24 protein-coding genes are annotated in these 24,530 nt (G+C 65.8%); 16 read left to right on the forward strand and 8 right to left on the reverse strand.

Features of this window, described 5'->3' with window-relative positions; genetic code table 11:
* Positions 1–13: 13 nt before the first annotated feature.
* Genes ACI6S0_RS08800 through ACI6S0_RS08810 form a run of 3 tightly spaced genes read right to left on the reverse strand, consistent with a single transcriptional unit; the run spans position 14 to position 2,079 of the window.
* Positions 14–604, reverse strand: coding sequence for a TetR/AcrR family transcriptional regulator (locus tag ACI6S0_RS08800; RefSeq protein ID WP_434405559.1), 591 nt, complete (start codon positions 602–604; stop codon positions 14–16).
* Between the two features lie 12 nt (positions 605–616).
* Positions 617–865 (reverse strand): hypothetical protein, encoded by a 249-nt coding sequence (locus tag ACI6S0_RS08805; RefSeq protein WP_434405560.1) that lies wholly within the window; start codon positions 863–865, stop codon positions 617–619.
* A gap of 41 nt (positions 866–906) precedes the next feature.
* Complete coding sequence (locus ACI6S0_RS08810; RefSeq protein WP_434405561.1) at positions 907–2,079, reverse strand: FAS1-like dehydratase domain-containing protein; 1,173 nt, start codon at positions 2,077–2,079, stop codon at positions 907–909.
* A gap of 149 nt (positions 2,080–2,228) precedes the next feature.
* Between ACI6S0_RS08810 and ACI6S0_RS08815 the strand changes: the two genes are divergently transcribed.
* From ACI6S0_RS08815 to ACI6S0_RS08830, 4 genes are all read left to right on the forward strand, one after another.
* Positions 2,229–2,798: a TetR/AcrR family transcriptional regulator gene (locus tag ACI6S0_RS08815; protein ID WP_434405562.1), complete on the forward strand. Its 570-nt coding sequence runs from the start codon at positions 2,229–2,231 to the stop codon at positions 2,796–2,798.
* Between the two features lie 108 nt (positions 2,799–2,906).
* Positions 2,907–3,662 (forward strand): SDR family oxidoreductase, encoded by a 756-nt coding sequence (locus ACI6S0_RS08820; protein ID WP_434405563.1) that lies wholly within the window; start codon positions 2,907–2,909, stop codon positions 3,660–3,662.
* Positions 3,659–4,432, forward strand: coding sequence for an SDR family NAD(P)-dependent oxidoreductase (locus tag ACI6S0_RS08825; RefSeq protein ID WP_434405564.1), 774 nt, complete (start codon positions 3,659–3,661; stop codon positions 4,430–4,432). Before ACI6S0_RS08820 ends, ACI6S0_RS08825 begins: the two co-directional genes overlap by 4 nt.
* A gap of 18 nt (positions 4,433–4,450) precedes the next feature.
* The gene (locus ACI6S0_RS08830; protein ID WP_434405565.1) at positions 4,451–5,290 is read left to right on the forward strand and encodes a TauD/TfdA dioxygenase family protein; all 840 of its coding nucleotides are present in this window, start codon (positions 4,451–4,453) and stop codon (positions 5,288–5,290) included.
* A gap of 4 nt (positions 5,291–5,294) precedes the next feature.
* On the opposite strand, the gene ACI6S0_RS08835 is transcribed toward ACI6S0_RS08830, so the two are convergent.
* The 3 genes from ACI6S0_RS08835 to ACI6S0_RS08845 form a co-directional block, all read right to left on the reverse strand.
* Positions 5,295–6,290 carry an AraC family transcriptional regulator gene (locus ACI6S0_RS08835; protein ID WP_434405566.1) on the reverse strand — a complete coding sequence of 332 codons (996 nt, stop codon included), beginning with the start codon at positions 6,288–6,290 and terminating at the stop codon, positions 5,295–5,297.
* Between the two features lie 85 nt (positions 6,291–6,375).
* Positions 6,376–7,344 carry a magnesium and cobalt transport protein CorA gene (locus ACI6S0_RS08840; protein ID WP_434405567.1) on the reverse strand — a complete coding sequence of 323 codons (969 nt, stop codon included), beginning with the start codon at positions 7,342–7,344 and terminating at the stop codon, positions 6,376–6,378.
* A gap of 62 nt (positions 7,345–7,406) precedes the next feature.
* Entirely contained in the window at positions 7,407–9,848 is a 2,442-nt protein-coding gene (locus ACI6S0_RS08845; RefSeq protein ID WP_434405568.1) for a hypothetical protein, read from the reverse strand.
* A gap of 160 nt (positions 9,849–10,008) precedes the next feature.
* On the opposite strand from ACI6S0_RS08845, the gene ACI6S0_RS08850 reads away from it, so the two are divergent.
* Positions 10,009–10,386: a winged helix-turn-helix domain-containing protein gene (locus ACI6S0_RS08850; RefSeq protein ID WP_434405569.1), complete on the forward strand. Its 378-nt coding sequence runs from the start codon at positions 10,009–10,011 to the stop codon at positions 10,384–10,386.
* On the opposite strand, the gene ACI6S0_RS08855 is transcribed toward ACI6S0_RS08850, so the two are convergent.
* Positions 10,381–11,367: a cytochrome-c peroxidase gene (locus tag ACI6S0_RS08855; protein ID WP_434405570.1), complete on the reverse strand. Its 987-nt coding sequence runs from the start codon at positions 11,365–11,367 to the stop codon at positions 10,381–10,383. The genes ACI6S0_RS08850 and ACI6S0_RS08855 overlap by 6 nt on opposite strands.
* On the reverse strand, positions 11,364–11,891 hold the full coding sequence (locus ACI6S0_RS08860; RefSeq protein WP_434405571.1) for a hypothetical protein: 528 nt from the start codon (positions 11,889–11,891) through the stop codon (positions 11,364–11,366). Before ACI6S0_RS08860 ends, ACI6S0_RS08855 begins: the two co-directional genes overlap by 4 nt.
* Before the next feature lie 75 nt (positions 11,892–11,966).
* On the opposite strand from ACI6S0_RS08860, the gene ACI6S0_RS08865 reads away from it, so the two are divergent.
* The 11 genes from ACI6S0_RS08865 to ACI6S0_RS08915 all read left to right on the forward strand — a co-directional run bounded on the left by ACI6S0_RS08865 (position 11,967) and on the right by ACI6S0_RS08915 (position 24,527).
* Complete coding sequence (locus ACI6S0_RS08865; protein WP_434405572.1) at positions 11,967–14,114, forward strand: TonB-dependent receptor plug domain-containing protein; 2,148 nt, start codon at positions 11,967–11,969, stop codon at positions 14,112–14,114.
* A gap of 91 nt (positions 14,115–14,205) precedes the next feature.
* The gene (locus tag ACI6S0_RS08870; RefSeq protein ID WP_434405573.1) at positions 14,206–14,442 is read left to right on the forward strand and encodes a hypothetical protein; all 237 of its coding nucleotides are present in this window, start codon (positions 14,206–14,208) and stop codon (positions 14,440–14,442) included.
* Positions 14,443–14,728: 286 nt separating this feature from the next.
* The gene (locus tag ACI6S0_RS08875) at positions 14,729–16,120 is read left to right on the forward strand and encodes a sugar transferase (protein WP_004212431.1); all 1,392 of its coding nucleotides are present in this window, start codon (positions 14,729–14,731) and stop codon (positions 16,118–16,120) included.
* A gap of 168 nt (positions 16,121–16,288) precedes the next feature.
* Complete coding sequence (locus tag ACI6S0_RS08880) at positions 16,289–16,498, forward strand: hypothetical protein (RefSeq protein WP_069338383.1); 210 nt, start codon at positions 16,289–16,291, stop codon at positions 16,496–16,498.
* 261 nt (positions 16,499–16,759) lie between these two features.
* Positions 16,760–17,917 carry a hypothetical protein gene (locus tag ACI6S0_RS08885; RefSeq protein ID WP_434405574.1) on the forward strand — a complete coding sequence of 386 codons (1,158 nt, stop codon included), beginning with the start codon at positions 16,760–16,762 and terminating at the stop codon, positions 17,915–17,917.
* 19 nt (positions 17,918–17,936) lie between these two features.
* A complete protein-coding gene (locus tag ACI6S0_RS08890; RefSeq protein WP_069338382.1) occupies positions 17,937–18,785 on the forward strand; it encodes a polysaccharide biosynthesis/export family protein in 849 nt (282 codons plus the stop codon).
* A gap of 5 nt (positions 18,786–18,790) precedes the next feature.
* A complete protein-coding gene (locus ACI6S0_RS08895) occupies positions 18,791–20,203 on the forward strand; it encodes an AAA family ATPase (protein WP_434405915.1) in 1,413 nt (470 codons plus the stop codon).
* Positions 20,200–21,555: a GNVR domain-containing protein gene (locus ACI6S0_RS08900; protein WP_313229380.1), complete on the forward strand. Its 1,356-nt coding sequence runs from the start codon at positions 20,200–20,202 to the stop codon at positions 21,553–21,555. Before ACI6S0_RS08895 ends, ACI6S0_RS08900 begins: the two co-directional genes overlap by 4 nt.
* Positions 21,552–22,457, forward strand: coding sequence for a capsular biosynthesis protein (locus ACI6S0_RS08905; protein WP_284110641.1), 906 nt, complete (start codon positions 21,552–21,554; stop codon positions 22,455–22,457). The genes ACI6S0_RS08900 and ACI6S0_RS08905 overlap by 4 nt, the downstream gene beginning before the upstream one ends.
* Positions 22,454–23,260, forward strand: coding sequence for a WecB/TagA/CpsF family glycosyltransferase (locus tag ACI6S0_RS08910; RefSeq protein ID WP_434405575.1), 807 nt, complete (start codon positions 22,454–22,456; stop codon positions 23,258–23,260). Before ACI6S0_RS08905 ends, ACI6S0_RS08910 begins: the two co-directional genes overlap by 4 nt.
* Positions 23,253–24,527 (forward strand): polysaccharide biosynthesis protein, encoded by a 1,275-nt coding sequence (locus ACI6S0_RS08915; RefSeq protein WP_010339075.1) that lies wholly within the window; start codon positions 23,253–23,255, stop codon positions 24,525–24,527. Before ACI6S0_RS08910 ends, ACI6S0_RS08915 begins: the two co-directional genes overlap by 8 nt.
* Positions 24,528–24,530 lie beyond the last annotated feature (3 nt).

Here is a 24,530-nt window from a genome sequence, read left to right on the forward strand (position 1 = left end):
GCCGGCTGACCGGCTAGGCGGTGTGTTCGTCGGCATCCTTGCCGGTGGCGTGGCGCATCAGCGCCTCCACCATGGCCAGCGCCTCGTCATGGCCCAGCGTCACGCCCAGGCTCTGTTCCATCACGATCGACCGGGCCATGCCCGCCGCCAGCACGGAAAGCCCCACTGGCGACAGCCCCGCGCCATCGGCCGCGCCGATCGCCCGCGTCTGGATATCGCGCAATTCCTCGACAAAGGCGGCGATTTCCTGCCGGATCGCCTTGCGATGGTTGGACAGAGCCATGAACTCCAGCACGATCGCACTGCCATCCGGATCGGAATTGAGCCGCCACAGCGCGCGCAGCGGATCGGGCGTATCCAGCCGGTTCGCCAGTTCTTCCTTGAACCGGGCCGACAGGCTGCGGAACAACTCCAGCAGCAGGTCATCGGTCGTCGCGAAATGATAATGGACCAGCGCCGGCGTCACGCCGACGATCTTGGCCACGCGCCGGGTGGTGACGGCGGCATAGCCTTCCTCGACCATCAGCCTCTCGGTCGCGGCCAATATCGCGCCGCGCGCCGACGCGCGTTCCTTCCTGCCGGCGCTGGTGATGCCTTTTCCCATCGCGCCTGCGGCCTATTCGTCCAGCATGTCCATCACGTCGCGCGCGGCATTGCGATCGGCTTCATCCTCGAAGGCGACATCCAGGTCCGGTGCCGCGCCCAGCATGTAGAGCAACGTCCACAGGGCAAAGCGCCGGGGGCGGTCGGCCTCCAGCCCGAAGGCCACCTGCATGCGCTCGATCCCGGCCGCCATGCCCTCCGGCGGTACGCTGGCAAGGTCGTCGGTGCCGAAATAATGGCGAAACTGATCGTCTAAATCCATCGCCGCGCTATTCCACAGCGCGGCGCGCTTGACCAGACGGATCAGGCCGGCCGCTTGGGCAGTTCGATTTCCGCCTTGGCCGTGGCCAGCACGGCACCGGCCTGATTGGCCATGCGGCAATCGACCTGCACCATGTGCCGGCCATCCTCGTCGACGAACTTGTCGAGGATCGTGCCAGTGGTGATGGTGATGTCGCCCGTCAGCGCCGGGCTGCGATAATTGCAGGCGGAATGGCGGATCATCCCCCACTCCCCCGCCCAGCCCGCGAAATAATCGGTGATCCACGCCCCCATCGACGCACCATAGCCATAGCCGCGCGGCATGCCGATGAACCGGGCCCAGCGCGGGAAGAGATGGCCACGCGACGGGCCGACATAGGCGCCGTCGGTGAATTCCGGATTGATCGCCTCCATCACCGGGTCATTCTCATGCCCCGCCATTTCCTTGACGAAACCCAGCGCCTCCATGTCGAGGTCGGTGCGCCGGTGGGTGCCGCCCCATTGGGTGAAGATATAGGACCGCCATTCGGTCGCGAAGGACACGATCGAATGCGGGCCGACCACCCGTTCTGGCAGCGCCGCGCCGACCGTCACATCATCCCACCAGCGCCGGTCATGGCCCAGATCGTGGAGCATCTGGATCCACTGCATCTTGCGCGCTTCCAGTTCCTCCAGTTGGTCGTCGGTCCAGACCGGATCGTCAAAGCCCTCGGTCGGGACATTGTCCTTGCCCGCTTCCTGGCTGTAGCGGATCGAGGTGGAACGCTGCTTGGCGATCAGGTCGCCCTGCTGGTTATAATAGAAATTATCGCCGCGCTGGAAACAGGTTGGCCCCGCAAATTTCGTGTCCTTGACGGTATAGTCGAACGGGATGCGCTCATTGAGGATGCGTTCGCCCGCCACCATGCGCGGCCCGTAGAACCACCATTCGTCGCCACCAAACAGCATGTGCGAATTGGGCACCCGGCCGATGCAGGACGGCGCGGAGCCATGGGCGCAGTCCATAGTCACGGCAAAACTCTGTGGCGCCACCATGCCGCCCCAGCGGCTCTGCGCGGCATAGCCCGCATCATAATGGAGCCGGTTGGGATAGTGCATCGCCTGCACCCAGCGGCGGATATCGCCATTGTTGATCGGTTCGACCATCCGCGCGGGCTGGATCGGCTTGCCCAGATAATTGTCGATATCCGAACAATCGAGCGTCGGGCTGGTCATGGATCGTCTCTCCGCAAATGGGCTTGTTTGGCGCCAAGGCTAGCGACGCCCCGACACGGCGACTTGACCAAAATGGACAGGCGCGCGGCCATTGCCGCGCATCGCAAAATTGCCCAGAAGCGAAGGCGGAGAAGGACGGAAAGGACGATATGGCTACCGCTCGCAGACTTGGCGCCGAAGGATCGCAGAACCGCGCCCGCTTCATCGACGCGGCCGAAACGATCCTGACAGAGGTCGGCGAACATGGCATTTCCGCGCGGCAGGTGGCGCAGCAGGCGGGCCTGAAGACCCAGCTTCTCTATTATTATTTCCGCACCATGGACGATCTGCTCCGCGCCGTGGTGCAGCGGATCAACGAGCGCCGCATGACCCGGTTCGCCGACGCAATGGCCGCGCCCCGCCCGCTGCGTGCCATGTGGGAGATGATGCGCGATCCCTCGACCGCGGCCCTCGCCGCAGAACTCAGCGCCATCGCCCATCATCGCGAGGCGGTGCGGGCCGAGATCGTCACCGCCGCCCAGGCGTTCCGCGCGCATCAGGCGCAGGCCGTCGCGGCGCTGCTACCGGCCGATCGGGCGGGTCAGGCCGGCGGCCTGGTGATGATCGCCGCCTCGCTCGCCCGCATGCTGGTCAGCGAGACCGCGCTTGGCCTCACCGAAGGCCATGACCAGGCTCTGGCGATGATCGAGGCCATGCTGGACCAGCTCGAAGCCAAATGATCGCCCCAGCGCTATCGCCATTACCGGCATCGCGTCCCCTGCCCCACCCCTGCTAATAACCTGTTCAGCATCGCGGCCCGACACAGGCCTGCGGGGCAAGGAGAGGTCATGACAGCACTGGAAAACAAGGTCGCGCTGGTCACCGGCGCATCCTCGGGCATTGGCGAGGCGGCGGCGTTTGCGTTGGCGCTTGAGGGTGTCAATGTCGCTGTCAACGGACGGCGTCGCGACCGGCTCGACGCGCTAGTCGCGCGGATCGAAGCGGCGGGCGGCACGGCGCTCGCCCTGCCCGGCGACGTCTCGGTCGAGGCAGATGCAGCGGCCGTCGTTGCCGACACGATGGCGCGGTTCGGCCGGCTCGACATCCTCGTCAACTCCGCCGGCGTCAACGAGGCGGGCGGGATCGAAAGCCTGACCAGCGCCCAGTGGCAGCGGGTGATCGACATCAACCTGATGGGCACCATCCATGCCTGCCGCGCCGCCTTCCCGGTGATGAAGGCACAGGGCAGCGGCGACATCGTCAACATCTCCTCGACCGCCGGCCGCCGATCGGGTTGGCGCTTTGCCGCCTATTCGACCAGCAAGTTCGGCCTCACCGGCTTCACCGAAAGCCTTCGGCAGGAAGGCGGCCAGGCCGGTATCCGCGTCTCGATCATCGAACCGGGCGCCACCGCGACCGAGATCGCCAGCTCCATTTCCGACCCGCAATGGCGCGACATGATCCAGCAGCACACCCACAAGGACGGGGCAATGGCGCCGGACGATATCGTCGCCGGCATCCTGCTCGCCGTCAGCCTGCCGCGCCGCGCCAATGTCAGCCGCATCCTGATCCAGCCGACCATCGACACGGAGCCGATGCCATGAGGCTGGCGGGCAAGAGCGCGGTCATCACCGGCGCGGGATCGGGCATGGGCAAGGCCATGGCCGAACGTTTCGCGCAGGAAGGCGCGCGGGTGCTGTGCGCCGACATCAGCGGCGCGCAGGATGAGGTCGCCGCCGCCATCGGCAACGGCGCCGTCGGCCTGCATGTCGACGTGGCCGAGGAAGCGGATGTCCAGGCGATGATCGCCGCTGCCTGCGACGCCTTTGGCCGGGTCAACATCCTGGTCAATAATGCCGGTTTCGGCGGCGGCATCATGCCGTTGCACGAACAGAGCAGCGACAATTGGGACCGGGTCCATGCCGTCAATCTGAAGGGCGTGTTCCTGGGCATGAAATATGGCGTGATCGCCATGCTGGAAAGCGGCGGCGGCGCGATCGTCAATATCGGATCGGCCACCGGCATGGTCGGGTGGAAAGGCCATGGCGTCTATGCCGCCGCCAAGGGCGGGGTCAGCCAGATGACCAAATGCGCCGCGCTCGATTATGCCGCGCACAATATCCGCGTGAACGCCGTGCTGCCTGGATCGATCTGGACCGGACTGGTGCCGATGGCCAAGGATCATCCCGAACCGCCGCCCGGCATCTTCCGCGTGCCCGGCATCCCGATGGACCGGTGGGGCCTCGCCAGCGAGATCGCCAATGCGGCGTTATTCCTCGCCAGTGACGAGGCATCCTACATCACCGGCACCTTGCTGCCGGTCGATGGCGGCTATTGCATCGGCTTTTCCGGCATGGCCGCCGAACAAGGTTGAGATCGAAGGAGCAGGATCATGAACGTCATTCACAAGAGCCGCGTCACCTTCCGCCCGGTCAAGCTGCTGATCGGCGCGGTGGTCGAGGCCGATCGGGAGGCGCTGTTCGATCCCGAGGTGGTCACCCAGTGCCGCGACATGCTGGAGGAACGGACCGTGCTGGTCATGCCGCAGGTCCATTTCACCAATGAGGAGCAACTGGCCTTTACCGACCTGCTCGGCGGGCGCCTGAACCTCACCAGCGAAGCGACGACCAACAAGGACGAGGACGTCTATCAGGTGACGCTGGATCGCAAGATCAACCGCGCGCCGGAATATGTGCTGGGCACCTTCTTCTGGCACATGGACGGCATGCCGATGGAGATGCCGCCGCCGCTCGCGACGCTGCTCTCGGCCCGACGCCTGGCGCCCAAGGGTGGCCAGACTGAATTCGCCAACAGCTTCGCCGCCTATGAACAGATGCCGGAAGCGCAGCGCGCCGAGATCGAGGATCTGCGCATCATCCACAGCGTCGCCGCCAGCCTGCGCTCGATCGCCGACGCCATTCCCGAAGCGGAAAAGGGCAAGCTGGCGATCGGCGTCGAGAAGGAACGACCGCTGGTCCAGACCCACAAGAATGGCCGCAAGAGCCTGATCGTCGGGTCGACCGCCGACCGGATCGTCGGCATGGAGCTGGCCTATGGCCGCGCCTATATCGCCCGGCTCAACGAATGGGCGACCCAGCCCGATTTCGTCTATCAGCATCAGTGGCAGGCGGGCGACTTCGTGATCTGGAGCAATACCGGCGCGCTGCACCGGGTGGTGCCCTATGCCCGCGATTCCGGGCGGATGATGCACCGCACCTCGATTGCGGGCTGAAGGGTCAGGCGGGCGCGTGCAACCGCGCCCGCAACCGCGTCGGCGACGCCCCGAACCAGTGATTGCAGCTGCGCGTCATCACCGACTGTTCGGAAAAGCCCAGCTTCTCCGACACATGGGCGAAGTCGATGTCGGTCTGCTCCAGATAATAGCGCAATATGTCGCGCCGCACCTCGTCCTTGATCTTCTGGAAGCTCGTGCCCTCCGTTGCCAGCCGGCGGTGCAGCGTGCGCGGGTGCAGCCCCAGTTCGGCCGCGACCCAATCGTTCGAGCAATGGGCGGTCCACAGCCATTGCATGACGATGCCGCGCACCTGCGCATGCAGCGGCGGGTGGCGATGGGAAAATTCGCGTTCGATATAGGCGGTGACCGCGGCAAAGACCGCAGCGTCCCGGTCGATCACCGGGCTTGCCATGTCGCGCTCGGAAAAGCTGATCCCGTCTTCATTCTGGCCGAAATGGACCGGGCATCCGAAATAGCGGCGATAGATGCGCGCCGGCGAGATCGGCTGATGGCGGAAATGCACCCGCCGCGCCCGTGCCCGCCCGCCGGTCAGTTCCATCGCGAAGAGATGGCCGACCAACAGGATATGCTCCATCGCCTGCGCCCGGTTGGGCACGCCGTCGAGCAATATGTCGTGCCCGACGAAGACATGGCGGACGGAAGGAAAGCGCCGCAGCCACACCGCCGCAGCCAGACTGTGCGCATAATTATGGCTGCACACATAATCGATCGCCGCGCCAAACGTCGGCGCGTTGCGCATCGCGTCGCCCAGCGGCCCGAACAGGTCGACGCCACGCTGCCGCAGGGCAAGGCGCATGCCGAAATCCGGACAGCCAAGCCGATGCGCGGCCTCCTCGATCAGCGCGATGGTCTGGCGATAGCTGGGCGACGCACCGCTGCTGTCCGGCGCCTCCCCGCCCAGTTCCGCGACGAGTTCCGGCAGAAACCGCAGCATATGGGCATTGATCGCCTCGAACGCGTCGCGCGCCTCATCCATCGCCGGACCTCCCATTTGGACAGGCTGGCACCGCCTGTCCGAATAGGTCAAGCGACCGCCGCCCCATTTCGGCGGGGCGATGCGCTCAGAGCCAGTTGAGCTTGCGGAACCGCCGATAGAGGATCGAACAGATCAGCAGGATCACCGCCAACACGACGAAATAGCCGTAGCGGGTCTTGAGCTCGGGCATATGCTCGAAATTCATGCCGTAGATGCCGGCGATTGCGGTCGGCACCGCCAGGATCGCGGCCCAGGCGGCCAGCTGACGGGTGATCGTGCCGGTGCGCTGCTGTTCCAGCAAATTGCTGAACTCGAAGACGGAATTCAGCACCTCGCGCAGATCGTCGACCATAGTCTGTACCCGCCGCACATGGTCGCGCACATCGCTGAAATAAGGTCGGGTTTCCGGGTCGATGCAGGGCAGGTCGATCTTGACGAACTTGGTCGCGACCTCCTGCATCGGCCCCAATATGCGCTGGAAACGGATCAACTGGCGCCGCAGGTTGAAGATGCGGGTGATCTCGTCGCGGCCGAGGAAATTGTCGACCGTGTGCTGCTCCATCGTCAGCACTTCCTCCTCGATCCCCTCGACGATCGGCAGATAGCCGTCGACGATGAAGTCCAGGATGGCGTGCAGCACATAATCGACGCCATGGGCCAGTCGGTCCGGCACCGCCTCCAGCGCGTGACGCAGCTCGATATGCCCACGCGCCGAGCCATGGCGGACGCTGATGATATGGCTGTGGCCGACGAAGATCGCTGTCTCGCCATAGGCGATCGTCTTCTCCTCGACATGGGCGGTGCGGGCGACGACGAACAGTTGCTCGCCATAGATGTCGACCTTGGGCAGCTGGTCCGCCTTGATCGCATCCTCCACCGCCAGCGGGTGGAGATTGTAATTCTGCTGCAGCGTCCGCATTTCCTCGGCCGTCGGGCTGGCGACGCCGATCCAGACGAATTCCGACTTGTCCTCGGCGCAATCGATCCGTTCATTGATCGACACTTCGCGCACGCTCTGGCCGTTGCGATAGAGATAGGCGGCAATGACGGTCATTCGGGCCTCGAAATCATTCTATTCTGTCAACCTAGCGCGGCCAGCCTTGATCGGGAAGGCGATCAGGCGGCGGGCGATGGCGCCTGCACCACCAGCATCGCGCCCTGCGCGTCGCGCAGGCGGACATAGAGCTTGCCGTCGGTCGGCGCCGGGACCGTCAGGGTCGATCCGGTGAAGCCCTGCGCCACCGGGGCGGGCTGATCGAAAGCGGGATTGCCGGCGACGGCATCGACCAGGAACAGGTCGCGTCCCTTGATGGTGCAGCCCTGATCCTTCTGCTCCTTGCCCGCGCAATCCACCGCCTCGATCCGCGGCAGGCGGGCAAGCGGCATCAGCGGCTGCCAATCCCCCTGTTCGCGGCCCCGCACGATGCGGAATTGCAGCGGGCCAAAGGCGGGGCCGAGCGCCGCCGGATCAAGGGTCGCCACCATCACCTGCGGGCCTTGCAGTTGCAGGCCGGAACCGGCCGTCAGCCGGACACTGGCCCCGCCATCCTGCGTCGCCACCTCGATCGCATCGGTCATGGCCAATTTGGTGCCGTCCTGCGCCTGCACGGAAAAGACCAGGCGGCCATTATTGGGCAGCACGTCCGATCCACCCAGCGTCACCGGCAGACCCGTTGCCGCAGCTGGCGTGACGCTCTTGTTGAGCAGGGTCACACGGGGCCGCGCGGGGGCGATCGTGACCGGCACGGATACGATGCGCCCATCCTCCAGCTGCACGCGGGCGCTGGCGCCTTCGGCGGGCACAGTCCCATCGCCCGCGGCCGTCAGACGGAGCCGATCGACCGAACCGTCGCGGGTCAGGCCATCGGGTTTCCAGCTACGCCCGCCAAGGTCGACGCTCGCCACCTGATCGAGCCGTTGCCCCGTCAGTTCGCCCCAGGCATCGCCCTGATGCACGGTCAGCCCGTCCAGCTTGCTCGCCTGGGCATAGGCGCGCAGCGCCATGGAGAATGGCTTGGCGACGCCCTGATATTTGACATCGACAGTGACAGGTCCGGCGCGCCGATCAGCAAGCGGCAGGGTCAGGTCCAGCGCATCGCGGCCCTGCACCTTCCAGCCGATCGCCTGGGGCGCTGCATTGCCCTGGCGCAGGGTGACACTTTCGACGCAAGAAGGCGCACCGCCCGTCAGCGTCAGGCCATTGTCGCGGCCGACGACCAGCGTCGGCGCCTCGCCCTTCACCTGCCAGGCCGCGTCATCGGGCCGCTGCAGGATGTAATCGGGCCCTTCGAACCGATCGAACCCCCATTGCCCATAGACATGAGCCTCGATCGATCCCCTGAAGTCGGCCGGCCAGGGACCATCGGCGCGGATCACATAGCCGCCGCGATCGGCCCGTGCCTCCAGCGGATATTCGATCGTCTGGCCCGACGCCGCCTTCAACTGCACCGTCATGCCGCGCGCATAGCTGGTCGAATAAATGAGCGGCGCTCCCTCGACCGGCAGCACCGTGCCGGGCAATGCCGCGCAGATCGGTGCCTGCGCACCGCTGCGAAGGCGCGGCGGGCTGTCCGCCTCGATCGAGGGCATGCCGACCACCATCACCGACTTGGGCTTGGCGAAGGACGGCGCCTTGTTCAGCATCAGCCCGATATTGTCGTCGCGGCGCAGGCTGACGGTCGGCAGATATTCGAAGCTGGGGCTGCTGAAGGCCCCGAACATCCGGGCCAGATCGCGCACTACGCCGATATAGGGGCTGTAATAGCCATAGCCCGCTTCACGCGTGGAGGCGAGTTGCAGGGCCAGGTCGGTCGGCGTGCCGCTCAGCGTCTCAGCTATGGAGCTGCTATGGACGTCGGCCATGACCAGCTGGTCCTTATTCTCCAGCAGGCATGCCGCCTGAAGCTCGATCACCTTGGACAGGCAATCCTCGTTGAGCTTCATCGACAGGCTGCGCGCCAGCGCCGGGGCAACGCTGCGCAAAAATTCGGGATGGCTGTTTTCCTGCGTCCGGATCGCCGTCATGAAGGCATCCAGCCGCGAGCGATCAAGCGACGCCTGATTGAGTTCCTGGGTTGCCCGCACGAACTCGCCGGGTTTTCCCCGCACCGCATCGCTGACCGTCCCCTCGCCACCACCGGTCTCGGGCACCAGGAACAGCACCATCTGTCGCGCGCCGTCCGGCACGGTCAGGGCGAGGCGGCGATCCTTGTCCTTCTTCTTCCAGGTTTCCGCGCTGTCGATCCAGTCCTTGGGCGGCGGGTTGGTCGCGCCCCGCAGGAAGGCCGACATCAGCACGAAATTGGCGCCCTGTTCCTTGGGCAGGTTCGGCTCGATCAGCAGCTTGTCGCCCGCCCGCAGGCTCGGCACCTGGCTGATCGGCAAGCTGGACGTGCCGCGGGTCACGCTGACCTTGATGTCCGGCCCGGTCAGCTCGAACGGGGCAGGCTCGGCCGCAAGGCCCGGCGTCAGCAATGCAGCCCCCAATGCCGTTCCGATCAACAGGCCGATCGGCTGGCGCAGGCGCGCGGTCTGGATCGGGGCGGAAGGCTGGGGCATGTCTCTCTATCCGGCTATCTATGTTTTTCGGCGACCATTGCGCCTGTCCCACAGGATTTCGGCAATTCCAAGGCGGTAGTAAATGCGGCTCATGCCACCCCCTCGCTGAACCTGCGACAACGGGCTAAGAGGAACAAATCGCACGCAATCAGGCAGGGCCATGCAGACCGGAACGCTCAAGCTCAAGATCCAGATCCTTTGCGGGGATGAGATCGCCATGGGACCGGGCAAGGCCGATCTGCTCGATGCGATCGCGCTGCACGGCTCGATATCGGCGGCCGGGCGGGCGCTGGGCATGAGTTATCGGCGCAGTTGGCTGTTGGTCGACACGATGAACCGCTGCTGGAACGACCGGCTGGTCGAGACGGTGGCTGGCGGCGGCCGTGATCGTGGCGCGCGGGTGACGGAGGCCGGGCGGGCCGTGCTGGCCGCCTATCGCGCGCTGGAAGGGGCCGCGCTCACCGCGACGGAAGGACGGGCACAGGGCCAGCTTGACACCCTGCTGCGGCCGATCCCCCTGCCCGCCCCTCTTTCATAGTTTCTTGCCGCAGGCTTCAGCCGGCATGGCGAAGCGTGGATCGGTGAGGAACGCCTGATCGGTCAGGCTGTCGAGGAAAGCCGTGATCGCGATCCGTTCGGCGTCGGTCAGTTTCTGGCCATGGCGCAGGATCGCCGCGTCCAGCGTTTGCGCGGACCCATCATGCCACCAGGGACCGGTCACCGCGACATTGCGGAGCGGGGGCGTGCGAAAACGCCCGGCATCACTGGTCAGCCCCGTCTTTTCCGCCAACCCCGGATCGGCGGCCGTCGCCGGTTCCAGCCGATGATAGGCGCCGTCACTGAAATCCCGCCCCGCATGGCATGACGCGCAGCCCTTGTCCGCGAACAGTTGCATACCCTGCCGGGCCGACATCGACAGGGCACCGGCCTGCCCCCGTCGATCGCGATCATAAGGGCTGTCGCGCGAAATCAGCGTGCGTTCGAACGCCGCCAGCGCCGCCGACACCGTTGCGATGTCGATCCGGCCGCGACGGTCCGGGAAAGCGCGCGCGAACATCCGACGATAGCAGGCATCGGCGCCCAACCGACGCGGGAGTTCCGCCTCCAGCCCCTTCATCCCCATTTCGATGGGATGCTCGCCCAGCAGCGGCACGGCGACCTGCGTCTCCAGGCTGGTGATCGCCGGATCGGCCATGGTGAGGCGCGGCAACCAGGCGACATTGGCCAGGCCCGGCACATTGCGCAGCCCCGGATCGCCATGGACGCCGGGCCGCGTGCGATTGCCGTCGGCAAAGCCACGATGCTGCTCATGGCATCCAGCACAGCTCAACGTGCCATTGGCCGACAGGTCGGCATCATAGAAAAGGCGGCGGCCAAGGTCGACCTTCGCCGCGCTCATTGCGTTGCCGACCGGGACCGGGGGCGGTGCTTCGCCCAGGGGCAAGCTCCAATGCCACGGCCGCCCTGCCCCGATCAGCAGCAGCGTCGCGAGCAATAGCGGCCAGCGCGCCGATTTCACGGCAGACGGGTCACCAGCACCGTCATCTTCGGATCGCCATTGGCTGCGAGTTGGAGGATATAGTCGCCCGGTTCCAGGCGGTAATCGACCATCTTGCGGATGCCGGTGCAATCGGGGCCATGGCCATGCGCGGTCGAGGTCGCGGCCGTGCCGTCCTTCACCACATCGACCCAGGCTCCACTGCTCAGCGCCACTCGCCAGGTGCCGGGCTGATCGACGGTGAAATGGACGATGCCACCGAAGCTGACACTGCCGCCGGGCTTGGCCGGGCGAAGCGGATAGCTGATCCTGGGCGTCGGCAGCAGGGTCAACGCCACGGCCTGCCCGGCTTTCAGCTTGACCTTGCCGGCTCCCTTGGCATCCGCCGCCGCCTTCATCGGCTGCGGCGCGCGCCAGGATGCCATCTCCGCCGGCGGATCGGCCGGGGCAGTGCAGGCCGGCATGCCCGACATTTGCGCGAAGGCCGATGCCGGCACCAAGGCCGCGCACAGGGCCGGAAACAGCAGGAACAGTGGCTGACGCACGGGCTTCCCTCCCGAAGGCAAAACTATATACGGCGGGATATAGCGAGTCGAACGACCAAGAATAGGGGGATTTTCATGCGACAGACCATGATGCGCATTTTGCTCGCCAGCGCCTGCTGCTGGACCGCGACGGCAGCGGCGCAGGGCGCGCCCGACGCGACCGGCGACAGCGATCGCTTTTCGCTCGGCCAGATCATCGTCACCGCCCCCCGCACCAGCGGGATCGAGATTGACGGCAGCACCCTGTCCTCCAACGCCATCTACAGTTTCAACCGCACCTCGCTCGACGATGCGGTCAACCTCATGCCCGGCGTCTCCGCCGGCAACAGCGGCGGCACCCGCAACGAGCGGCTGGTCTTCGTGCGCGGGTTCGACCGGTTCCAGGTGCCACTCTCGATCGATGGCATCCGTGTCTATCTGCCCGCCGACAACCGGCTCGATTATGGCCGCTTCCTGACCACCGACATTGCCGAGGTCCAGGTGGCCAAGGGCTATGCCTCTGTGCTTGACGGCCCCGGCGCCATGGGCGGCGCCATCAACCTGGTGACCAGCAAGCCGACCAAGGCGCTCGACATCGACCTGCGCGGACAGGTCAGCTTCGACAATGACATGGACTATGCCGACTATACCACGTCGGCCAAGGTCGGCACCCGGCACGACCTCTGGTATGCGCAGGCCAGCTATGCCCACAGCTTTACCGATCATTGGGATCTGCCCAATGGCTTCACGCCGCGCGTGCCAACGCTGGAAGATGGCGGCGCGCGCGACTTTTCACGGGCGGAAGACTGGCGGGTCAATGCCAAGATCGGTTTCACCCCCAATGCCACGGACGAATATGCGCTGAGCTATACCTATCAGGAAGGATCGAAGGGCGCGCCGCTCCACATCAGCGACACGGTCACCACGGCCCGTTTCTGGGACTGGCCGTCCTGGGACATCACCAGCGTCTATTTCCTGTCGACCACGGCGCTGGGTGACCGGGCGACGCTCAAGACCCGCGCCTATTATAACCAGTTCGATTCGATGCTCCGTTCCTTCAACGACCGAACGCAGACCACGCAGAGCCGGCCCTATGCCTTTGACAGCCCCTATGAGGACAAGGCCTGGGGCGGATCGGCCCAGCTCGATTTCAGTGCGACCGATGCGGACACGCTGCGCCTCGCCTTCCATTATCGCCATGATGAGCATGTCGAGTTCCAGACCAGCTTTTCGACGGCCGGCGTCGCCACCACGGAGCCGAAACAGACCCAAAGCGAGGCCACCTATTCCATCGCGCTGGAAAATGAACTGGCGCTGAGCCCGACGCTCCGTTTCACCCTGGGTGGCAGCTATGACTGGCGCAACCTGGAACGAGCCGAGGAATATGGCGCCCCGCTCGGCACGTCGGGCACGCCATCGGTCATCTACAACTACCCGCGCAGGGACGCCGACACCTGGAACGCGCAGGGCCGGTTCGACTGGCAGGCCAGCGATGCGCTGTCGTTCCACGCCAGCCTGTCATCGCGTGCCCGCTTCCCGACCATCTTTGAACGGTTCAGCCAGCGCTTCAACACCGCCATCCCCAACCCCGACCTGAAGGCCGAACGGGCGACCAATGCGGAGATCGGCGGAAGCTGGAGCCAGGGATCCATCCGGCTGGAAGGCGCGCTCTTCTACAGTTGGGTGCGGGACGCCATCTTCAGCGTGCCGACGCCGGCCTATCCCTGCACCGCATCGACCACACCGCCCGCCGTGCCGACCACGGGCTGCGCCCTCACCAACCTCAGCCAGAGCCGCAATGTCGGCAAGGGTGAATATTATGGCATCGAACTGTCGGCGTCGGCGACGCTGCTGCCGGGGCTGGACGCGGGCATCAACTATACCGGCATCAAGCGCGATCTGACCGATCCGTCCAACGCGCGCTTCCGTCCCACCGGCGTTCCCACGCACAAGGGCTTTGCCTACATCGACTGGGCGCCTGTCGAACGGTTGCATATCGTCCCGAGCGTCGATCTGGCATCGAACCGCTGGACCCTGTTCACCGCAACCCCGGCGTCGCAGCCCGCCCGCTATGACCGCACCGGCGCCTATGTGAATGCCAGCCTGCGCGTCGATCTGGCGCTGACCGACCAGATCGACCTCAGCATTGGCGGCCGCAATCTGTTCGATGACTATTACACGCTGACGGATGGTTTTCCCGAACCGGGACGCACCGTCTATGCATCGGCGCGTTTCCGCTATTGAACCGAACGCGGCCGGGCAGGGATAATGGTTTATCTTTGCCCGGCCGCAGGTTATCGTGATCTGCGGTCGCTATCCTCGCATCGCATCGGGAATGATGATGGTCGATCTGTTTCCGCCACCGCAGGATCGCAATGCCGGACACGACAGCGCCCGGCCGGCGCCACGGCATGATCCCGTCCCGCATCATGGCGAGGATGCAGATGGCCCCAGAATCTGGCTTTTCCCCCATCATCTGGCCGAAGCCGGCGTGCAGTTCCTGTCACGCTGGGCCGGCCCCGTGGCCCTCGTCGGCGCGCTGCTTCTGATCGGCTGGTGGCTGTTTCGCTGAGCGATTTGATTCGACGTCGTTTCCGTCAGGCCAGCGAGGCCTCTCACCGCGTCTGATCGATTTTCCCTGCGACAGAACGAAGGGGCGGCAGGATGAAAAATGCGCGCTCAACGGATCGTCGGAAATGTGCGTCCGAATATCCCTCCCCCAATTGTAACAACCGAGCAACTATGTCCTGCTGCTACGCAACATAAATCAAAGGCAGCGGATGTCCTGGGGAAAGATCGCCACCGTCTGACGACGGGCGGGCGGACCATGACGTCACGACGCATTTAAAGGGTTGCCGATGTCCAAAATAGATCTGGCGATTGCAGGAACCCCCAGTCGCCAGCCCGCCACCGCCGCTTTCCAGCGGAACGCGCGCCTGTGGCTGAGCCTGGTTCTGCTGCTTGCAGACATGATGGCCCTGGCCGCAGGGTTCGTCATCGGCCTGCGCGTGGCGGGTATTCCGATCCTGTCGATGGAGGTCTGGCAACCGCTCGCCGGCGGGATATTGGTCTATGGCACCATCGCCTTTCACAACCAGGCCTATAACCCGCGTTGCCTGACCAGCATGACAGCGTCATGCCGCAGTGCAGTAATGGCCTTCGCCGGAACCCTGCTGATCTTCCTGCTGGTCGTCTTCTCGCTGAAGGTCACCGACAATTTCTCGCGCCTGGGCATCAGCACAGGCCTGTTCTTCAGCGGCGCGCTGATCGTGATGCAGCGGGTGCTGGTCGTCCGCGCCGTTCGTCGCCATTTCGCCGAAGGGCTGTTCGCCCAGTTGCTGATCATCGACGACGGCCTGATCCCCGACGATGTGAACGGCATGACGATCGTGGACGCACCGACGCTCGGCCTGCGCGCCGATCTTGACGATCCCTATATGCTGCATCGGCTTGGCATGCTGCTGCGCGATTTCGATCGGGTGGTCATTTCCTGCCCGCTGGAGCGCAAGGCAGACTGGGCGCAGATGCTCAAGGGCGGCAATATCCTGGGCGAGATCATCGTGCCGGAGCTCGACCCGATGGCGCCGCTCGCGGTGCAGAGCCATCGCGGCGTGTCGACGCTGGTGGTCGCTCGCGGCCCGCTCAATCTTGCCAATCGCGCCAAGAAGCGGCTGCTCGACATCATCCTGACCGTGCCGGTGCTCATCGCGCTGGCGCCACTGATGATCGCCGTGGCCGTCGCCATCCGGCTGGACTCGCCTGGCCCGGTCTTCTTCCGCCAGGAACGGATCGGCCGCGGCAACCGCCTGTTCCACATCCTCAAGTTCCGCAGCATGCGGGTGGAACAGTGCGACACCGCCGGCGCCACCTCGACCCAGCGCGACGATAACCGCATCACCCGCGTCGGCCGCTTCATCCGCAGCACCAGCATCGACGAGCTGCCCCAGCTCCTCAACGTGCTGCTTGGCGAGATGAGCCTGGTCGGCCCGCGCCCCCATGCGCTGGGCTCGACCGCCGAGGACCAGCTGTTCTGGCAGGTCGACCGCCAATATTGGCATCGCCATGCGCTCAAGCCCGGCATCACCGGCCTGGCCCAGATCCGCGGCTTCCGCGGCGCGACCGAAACCCGGCGCGACATTCTGAACCGGGTCGAGGCGGATCTGGAATATCTGCATGGCTGGAGCCTGATGCGCGACATCGGCATCCTGGTCGGCACGGCACGGGTTCTGGTTCACCGCAACGCCTATTGATCCCGCTTCCTGGCAAAGCCCCAATGTTTACAGGGGCTTTGACCAGGATTGAGGATTTTCCGCATCAGAAGCCGGCTTTTGCGATGAGCTGAGCCGGCTTTCATGCCGATGTAAACTATTTGTGAACCCTAAAATCCTATATTAACGACCGTTCATAAAGTTCCCAGGATGACGGTCGTGGCTGATGAATTGGCGGCAGTTGCCGCAACGAAAACCTCCTTTTCCGATGCGGGCATCGCCGTCCGCGATCTCCCCGATAACGGCCATGCGCTGTCGATCGCCGACCGCGCGGAAGGTCCGATCCAGTTTGTTTCGCGCTGGGCGGGCATCCTCGCCTTCTGCGCGGCAATCGGCGCGATCGCTTATCTGATCTTCTGATCGGGGCCAGTTTCCTTGCCCTCAGATTAACAGCCGGGATCGGCTGTTAACGGCTCCTTTCGTCGATGAAACGAGCCGTTGTTTTGGCGCGACAAGTCGCGTCCGGACCCGTGTGCATTACGTAAAAATACGATTAGCATGCCCCTTGTTGCTGCAATGCAATAAGGATTCATGCGTTTGGATAATGCCCATAACCCGTGTTTGCGGGCGCGCCCCTGTGCGCCCGCAGCAAATGATTTTGCATGGCCGCATGCGGCCGCCATGGCCGCTCTTGGCGGCGCAATGCTGTTCGCCGGCCTGCCCTCCACGGCGCAGGCCCAGGATGATGACAAGCGCATAGATACGCTCGGCCTGCACCTGACGGCCGGGCTCGATCTTCTCTATGACGACAATGTCTATCGCGTCGACGACCGGGTCGAAGACCCCACCGGCGACCTGATCGTCACACCCTCGATCGAGGCGACCTATGCCCATCCAGTCGGTCGGCACGACATCCAGATCCGGGCCAAGGCTGGCTATGACCAGTTCGTGTCGGAGACCCAGCGCAGCAAGCTGCGACTCGATGCGGAGGCCAAGGCCACGATTCGATTCGGAGCGACCTGCGGCATCACGCCGCGCGCCAGCTATCGCCAGCAGCGCGCCGATTATGGCGACATCAACGCCGCGACCGAAAATCTCCAGCGCTTCTCGACGCTGGGGGCCGACCTGTCGTGCGAGCGGCCAGGCTTCTTCCCGGTCGCCGGCTACCAGCATGACACGACGCGCAATGCCGATGACTTCGACTATGCCGACCAGGACAGCGACAGCTTCAAGGTCGGCCTGGGCTATAACAAGCCCAGTTTCGGCACGCTCACCACTTATTATGAGCGGACGGTCAGCGACCGGCGCACGCTGGGCATCAAGAACCGTATCAACGCCTATGGCCTGCGCTTCCAGCGCTCGGTCACGCCGATCACCCAGATCGATGCCGACCTGCAATGGCTGGATGTCAGCAGCGATTCCGCCGCGGTCGGCAATTATAATGGCATGGGCTGGGATGTGCGGCTGTCGACCAGCATCATTCCGCGCGTGAAGCTGACCGCCTCCACCGCCCGCGACATCATGAACGACAGCCTGATCGCCAGCGGCTTCGCGATCCGGTCCAGCTATCGGATCGAAGGGGAGTTCGCGATCAGCGAACTGACCTCGGCCGGCCTTTATGCCGACTGGCAGAGGCGCAAGTTCCGGCAGGATGCGGCGCTGCGCCCCTTCTCGATCGAGGCTGACCGTAATCGCCAGTTCGGCGCGACGCTCAAGCGCAAACTGACCGATCGCTTCGATCTCAGCCTCGACGCCCAGCATTACCGCCGTCGGACCGACACCGATGTCTCCAACTATAGCGGCACGCAGGTGACGCTCTCAGCCCTGCTGCGCTTTTGACCCGAAGGGAGCCTGACCCATGAGAATAGCGACACGCTTCCATATCCTTGCCGCCCTCCCCCTGCTGGCGGTGCCGACCGCATTGTCGGCCCAAACCCAAACGGCACAGGCGCCTGCCGGTGCCGCCGCAGCCGCGGCGGTTGCCGCCACGCCCGCGCGGCCGGCGGCGTCTGCCCCCGCCGGCTATCTGCTCGGTCCGGACGATCAGCTGAAGATTTCGATCTTCGGCCAGCCCGACCTGTCGACCGAAACCCGGATCAAGGCCGATGGCACGGTGCTGCTCGCACTGGTCGGGCCGGTGGATGCGAAAGGCAAGACCACATCCCAGCTCGCGTCCGACATCGCGGCGAGCTATGCCGGTGGCGGCTATCTGACCAAACCCTCGGTCAGCGTCGAGGTGAGCGACTATGTCAGCCGCTCGGTCACGGTGCTGGGCAATGTGCCCCAGGCCGGCAATTATCCGCTCGACCGCAACTATACGGTGGCGTCGATGCTGGCCAAGGCCGGCGGCGCGACGACGGCCGGCGCCAATGCCGTCATCCTGACCCCCGCCGATGGCAGCGGCGCGGTGCGCATCTCGCTCACCGACATGAGCGCTGGCGCCGGACGGCCGCTCCAGGCCGGCGACATCCTGTTCGTGCCGCCGGCCGAGAAGGTATATGTCTATGGCCAGGTCCAGCAGCCCGGCGCCTTCTCCTATGTCGCGGGCCAGACCTTCCGTCAGGCGCTTGCCCTGGCCGGTGGTCCGACCCTCGCCGGATCGACCCGCAGCATCAAGGTGAAGCGCGGCGGCCAGGAGGTCCAGGCCAAGCTGGATGACCCGGTCAAGCCCGAAGACGTCCTCATCATCCGGGAGAAGCTGTTTTGACCGCGATGGAACATGATTTCGGCGCCCGCTCGGCGGGCACGCTCGACTGGCTCTGGTCCCTGCCGCGCCGACTGGCCGGCGGCTCCAGCCCCTCCGCCCGCGTCATCCCCGATCAGGCCCCGTTGCTGCTGGAGGAACCGGTCGCACCGAGCTTCCACCGGTCGGCCGAGCCCGAACCGGCGCCCGACGACACCCCCCGACCGCTTTCGATGGGCGCGATGGCAACGCCGCTCAAGCCCATCAGCCTGCGCCGGGATTCGATCTACAGCGCCTTCAACACCGCCATGCCGGTGACCGACCGCCATGGCCTGGCCGGCCGCAACAATGAGCTGGAAAAGCTGGTCGAGGCGATCGTGGTCCAGCGCAAGCATGCAATCATCTTCGGCACGCGCGGATCGGGCAAGACCTCGCTTGCGCGCGTCTTCGGCGATCTGGCGGACGAGGCGGGTTGCGTCGCCCTTTACGGGTCCGCGAGCGGCGAGGCCGATTTCGACTCGCTGTTCCGCCCCTTCCTGACCGAACTGCCGATGAGCGGCGCGGGCCAGGAACGGGCCCGCAAGCTCGCTACCGGTCCGCTGGACGTGAATGGCCTTGCGACCCTGCTGGTCGAGGAGGTGCGCCAGCGCTCCATCCTGATCCTCGACGAGTATGACCGGGTCCGCTCCGACACCGCCAAGCAGGATGTCGCAACGCTGCTCAAGCTGCTGACCGATATCCATTCGCCGGTGCAGGTGGTGCTGGTCGGCATTGCCGGGGACGTCGACGGCCTGATCGCCGCCCATCCCTCGCTCCGCCGCCATATCGCGCCCCAGCGGGTCAGCCCGATCGCCCGCCCCGAGCTGGAACTGCTGCTGGCAAGCTGCGGCGAGAAGGCCGGACTGTCGATCACGCCCGAAGCCGTCGAGGCGCTCGCCGGCGCGGCGATGGGGTCGCCCTATCACGCCCGGCTGTTCGGCATGCAGGCGGCGCTTGTTACCGAGGCCGGCGGCCGCGAGCAGGTGACCGCCAGCGATGTCGAACAGGGCCTGGCCAGTGCGCTGGACGACTGGGCGGAAATGAGCAGCGCCAGCCATGGCCTGTTCACCCGCGCCCTGCGTGACAGCGCATCCGGGCGCCGGATGATCGCGCTGGCCGGCATCGTCGCATCGCAGATGTCGGCGATTTCGCTGGAGCGGCTGCTGCGCGTCGGCAGCGACATATTGGGCGAATATCCGGGCATGGAGGCCGATGCCAGCGATGCGCTGGCCCGGTTGCAGCCTGCCCTCACGCCCACGCCGGGCGGCGAATTGTGGATGTTTGAAGATACGCTGGCGCCGCAATTTCTGCTGCTGATGGCCAAGCAGCCCGCGCCGCGCACGGTCGCGCCGACGCCGGCCGAGGAAATGCGCGCCATGCTCCGAGGAGTGGACGGACTATGACGATGAACCCCCTGGACCTTGCCGCCGCCGTCAAGGCGCGCTGGCGGGTCGCCGCGATGATCGGCGGCGCCCTGTTCCTGCTGATCGCGGTCGCGGCCTTCATGCAGTCGCGCCAATATATGGCGACGACCTCGCTGATGCTGGACCTGTCGCAGACCGATCCGACCGACACGACCCAGAATCAGGGCCGGGTCGAGGTGGACTCGATCCTGGGCACCCAGACCGACATCATCCGCAGCGCCAAGGTGATCAATGCGGTCGCAAAGGAAGCGGGCTTCATCGACGCGCTGCCCGCGGACATGCCGGCCGATGCCCGCCTGCAACAGGCCGCCGCGCGCGTGCGGGCCGGGCTGCTGGTGACCACCGGCCGCCAGAGCAACGTGCTGCAGATCCAGTATCTCGATCCCGATCCGCAGGTCGCCGCCCGCGTCGCCAACCTCGCCGCGCAGATCTACATGCGCGAGCAGGTGGAACTGCGCGCCTCGCCGGCGCGCACCTCGGCCAAATGGTTCAACGAACAGACCGCCGACGTGCGCCGCCGCTATGAGGATGCGCAGAAGCGCCTGTCCGACTTCCAGCGCGCCCATGACATCATCGGCATCAACCGCATGGATCTTGAGGCCGAGAAGCTGAAGAACATGTCCTATCAGCTCACCCAGGCCCAGGCCGAAGCCGCCGCCGCGCGCGGCAAGGCCGGCGCCGGTTCGGTGTCCGACATCGAAGGGTCGCTGATCGTCCAGAATTTGCAGGAACAGGTCGCGGCCCAGTCGGCCAAGGTGCAGGAACTGGGCAAGACCCTTGGTCCGAACCACCCGACCATGGCCGCCGCCTCGGCCCAACTGTCCGAACTCCAGGCCAAGCTCGGCGCCGCCCGCGCCAGCCAGGCCGGTGCGGTCAGCGCCAACAGCGTCGCCGCCAGCCGCCGCGAGGGCGACCTCAAGTCGAACATGGCATCGCAGGAAGACCGCATGATCCGCATGTCGGACGTGCAGGACCAGTTGATGGTCATGCAGCGCGACGTCGATGCGGCCCGCCAGACCTATGACACGGTGCGCCAGCGCTTCAACGAAGCGGCGCTCAAGAGCCAGATCTCGCAGCCCAATGCCAGCCTGCTCGACGAGGCCAGCGTGCCGCTGCTGCCCGCCAAGCCCAACCTGCTGCTCTGGCTGGTGGGCGGCATCGCCCTTGGCCTGGTCGGCGGCATCGCGGCGGTCGTCCTGATCGAAATCGCTCAGCCCCGCGTCCGCTCCGCCGCCGGCGTGGCCCGCGCGACCGAGGTCGAAGTCATCACCGAATTGCTGCCTGCCCCCGCGCGGGGCGGCTGGCTCCCCAAGCGACAGGAGGCCGCATGAGACTGCGTTCCACGGCTAGTGCCCATCCCCATCTGACCGCCGGCGCCACGACCGGCCTCAAGCCCCGCGCCCGCGATACCAAGGATTTCGCGCAACTCGCGGTCGAACATGGCTTCCTCGCCGAAACCGACATCGGCCGGATCGAAGCCCATGGCCATGCCGCCGGCCAGCCCTTCCAGCAGGCGGCGATCGACCTTGGCCTGCTCGATCCTGAAACGGCAGGCGTCATCCTCGCCATGCAGGGCGGCTTCCCGCTGCTGGCGGCCGGCGACCAGCGAGTCGATCCGCTGGTGGTCAGCGCCTTCGACCCGGCAGATGCCTATGCCGCCAAGGTCCGCACCATCCGCGCCAAGATGCGCGCGGCGGCAAAGGACAGCGACGGCGCGGCCCTGCGCCTTGCCATCCTGTCGATCGACGCGGGCGACGAGGCCGCGATCCTTGCCGCCAATCTGGCCGTCGTGATGGCGCAGATGGACGGGCAGACGATGCTGGTCGATGTCGATATCGACCGCCCCTCGCTCGACCGGCTGTTCCGCGTCGCCAACAAGGCGGGTCTGGCCGAACAATTGCTGGGCAGTGCCGCGTTGCTGCCCGCCGCACGCACGGCGGTCGATGGCCTCTGGCTGATGACCGCCGGCCGGGCATCGGGCAGCGCATCCAGCCTGGTGACCAAGGGGCCGCTGGCGGACACCGCCGCCGGCTGGGGCCTGCATGACACGTCGATGCTCTTCTACCTCGCCCAGCGGCGCGGCGAGCAGACGCCATTCGGCTCCATCCTCGCGGGCTTCGATGCTGTCACCATTGTCGCCCGGCGCGGCGAGACCGCGATCGCCGATATGCGCCGCGTGATCGACGATCTGGACCGCCACGGCGTCGCAATCGCAGGGAGCGTGATCGCATGAGCCTGGAGCAGGCCATTCCCCGCCAACCGCTGCAACAGCCCGTATCCACGCCGGAGGAAATCGCCTTGGTCGGCGGCATTCCGGTGTCGACCCTGTCGCTCGACGCGTTGATCGACCGGATGCTGGGCGAGGCGCCGCTCCGCCGCGCGCTCGACCAGCGCCCGCTGCTGATCTTCGACTGCAATGGTCAGGGCCTGTCGATGAACGCCACGGACAAGGGCTTTCGCGAGAATCTGGCCCAGGCGGACCTGATCCATGCCGATGGCCAGATCGTCGTCGCCGCATCGCGCTGGGTCGGCCAGCCGCCGATTGCTGACAGATCCAGCACCACCGACATGTTCATCGACAGCCTGGTGCCCGCAGCCAAGGCCGGTGTCAGCTACTATCTGCTTGGCGGCGAGGAGAAGGTGAACGCCGCCTGCGCCAATCGAATCGTCGAAATGGCACCGGGCCTCACCGTCGCGGGGCGCCGCAACGGCTTCTGGAAGCCGGAGGAAGAGGATGCGGTGATCGACGCGATCAATGCGGCCGCACCCGACGTCCTGTGGGTCGGCACCGGCAAGCCGCGCGAGCAGGCCTTTTGCGTGCGCAATCGCGATCGGATCAAGGCCGGCTGGATCGTCACCTGCGGCGGCCTGTTCAACTATATCACCGGCGACTATCCGCGCGCGCCGATGTGGATGCAGCGCAATGGCCTGGAATGGCTGCACCGCATGGGCACCAGGCCCAAGGAACTGGCCTGGCGCTATATCACCACCAATCCCCATGCCCTGTGGCTGATCTGGAAGCACCGCCATGGCTGAGGCGCAGGCGGCTTCCGGCCGTACCCAGCGCCTGGGCACCATCTTCGGCCGCTTCGGCCTCGCCAGCTTCTCCTCGGCGATCGTCTCGGTCAGCCATCTGCTGGTCCAGCTTTTCTCGATCCATCATCTCGCCACCACCGGCATCGGCGTGCTCGCCTTCCTGCTGGTCATCATCCAGTTCGGCTACAGCCTGTCCAACGCGCTGGTGTCGACGCCCTATACGATCGCCGTCAATCAGGGCGAGGATGTCGATCGCGCGGCGCATGGCTTCTTCTTTCCGGTCAACCTGCTGCTCTCGCTCAGCCAGGGCCTGATCTGCGCCGCCATCGCCTGGACCACCGCGACGCCGCAGGCCGCCCTGGTCTTCGGCCTCGCCGGCACCTTGTCGCTGATCCGCTGGTTCGGCCGGTCCAACGCCTATGCCCATCATGCGCCGATGCAGGCCGCCCGGTCCGACATCGCCTATGCCGCGACCATCCTCATTGGCCTGCTGGTCGCGATGCGCACCGGCGCGGACCTCACCGGTATCGGCACGATGCTGGTCGCCGCCAGCCTGGCTGGCCTGCTGCCCTTCGGCAGTCCCTATCTGCGCCGCCATGTCGCCATGTCGCCGCTGGCCGCCCTGCGCGCCTACCGCCCGGTGTGGAAGGAACAGTCAGCCTGGACGCTGGTCGGCGTGCTGTCGACCGAGGCGACGTCGAACGCCCACAGCTATGCCGTGACCCTGCTGGCAGGGCCCACCGCCTTCGCGCCGATCGCCGTCGGCATGCTGTTCTTCCGCCCGGTCAATGTCTGCATCACCGCCCTCACCCAGCTGGAACGCCCGCGCATGACCCGTGCCGTCGCGCGCGGCGATCATCAGGCCGCGATCCAGTCGGAACGCATCTTCATGGGCGCCCTTGTCTTCCTGTGGCTCGGCACCTGCGTGGTCGCGGCCGGCGCGCTCTATTTCTTCCCCGGCCTGATCCTCAAGCCCACGCTCGACCATCAGTTGGTGATCACTGCCGTGGCGCTCTGCGCGCTGCTCTCGCTGGTCCAGTGCGTGCAGACGCCGATGAGCGTCATGACCCAGGCACGCAAGGCGTTCCGTCCGCTCGCCGCCCAGAGCCTGCGCAGCTGCGGCGTCGGCATTGCCGCCGTCACCCTGCTGACCCTGCTGGTCGCGCCCGTCTTCTCCATCGCCGGCGTCGTGCTGTCGCAGCTCGTCATGATGCTCGGCATCTGGCAGCTCGACCGCAGCTGGCGCCGCAACCAGGCGGAGGGTTGAGCG

Source organism: Sphingobium sp. DN12 (genome assembly GCF_051058005.1).
In the GTDB taxonomy this organism is placed as follows: Bacteria; Pseudomonadota; Alphaproteobacteria; order Sphingomonadales; family Sphingomonadaceae; genus Sphingobium; species Sphingobium yanoikuyae.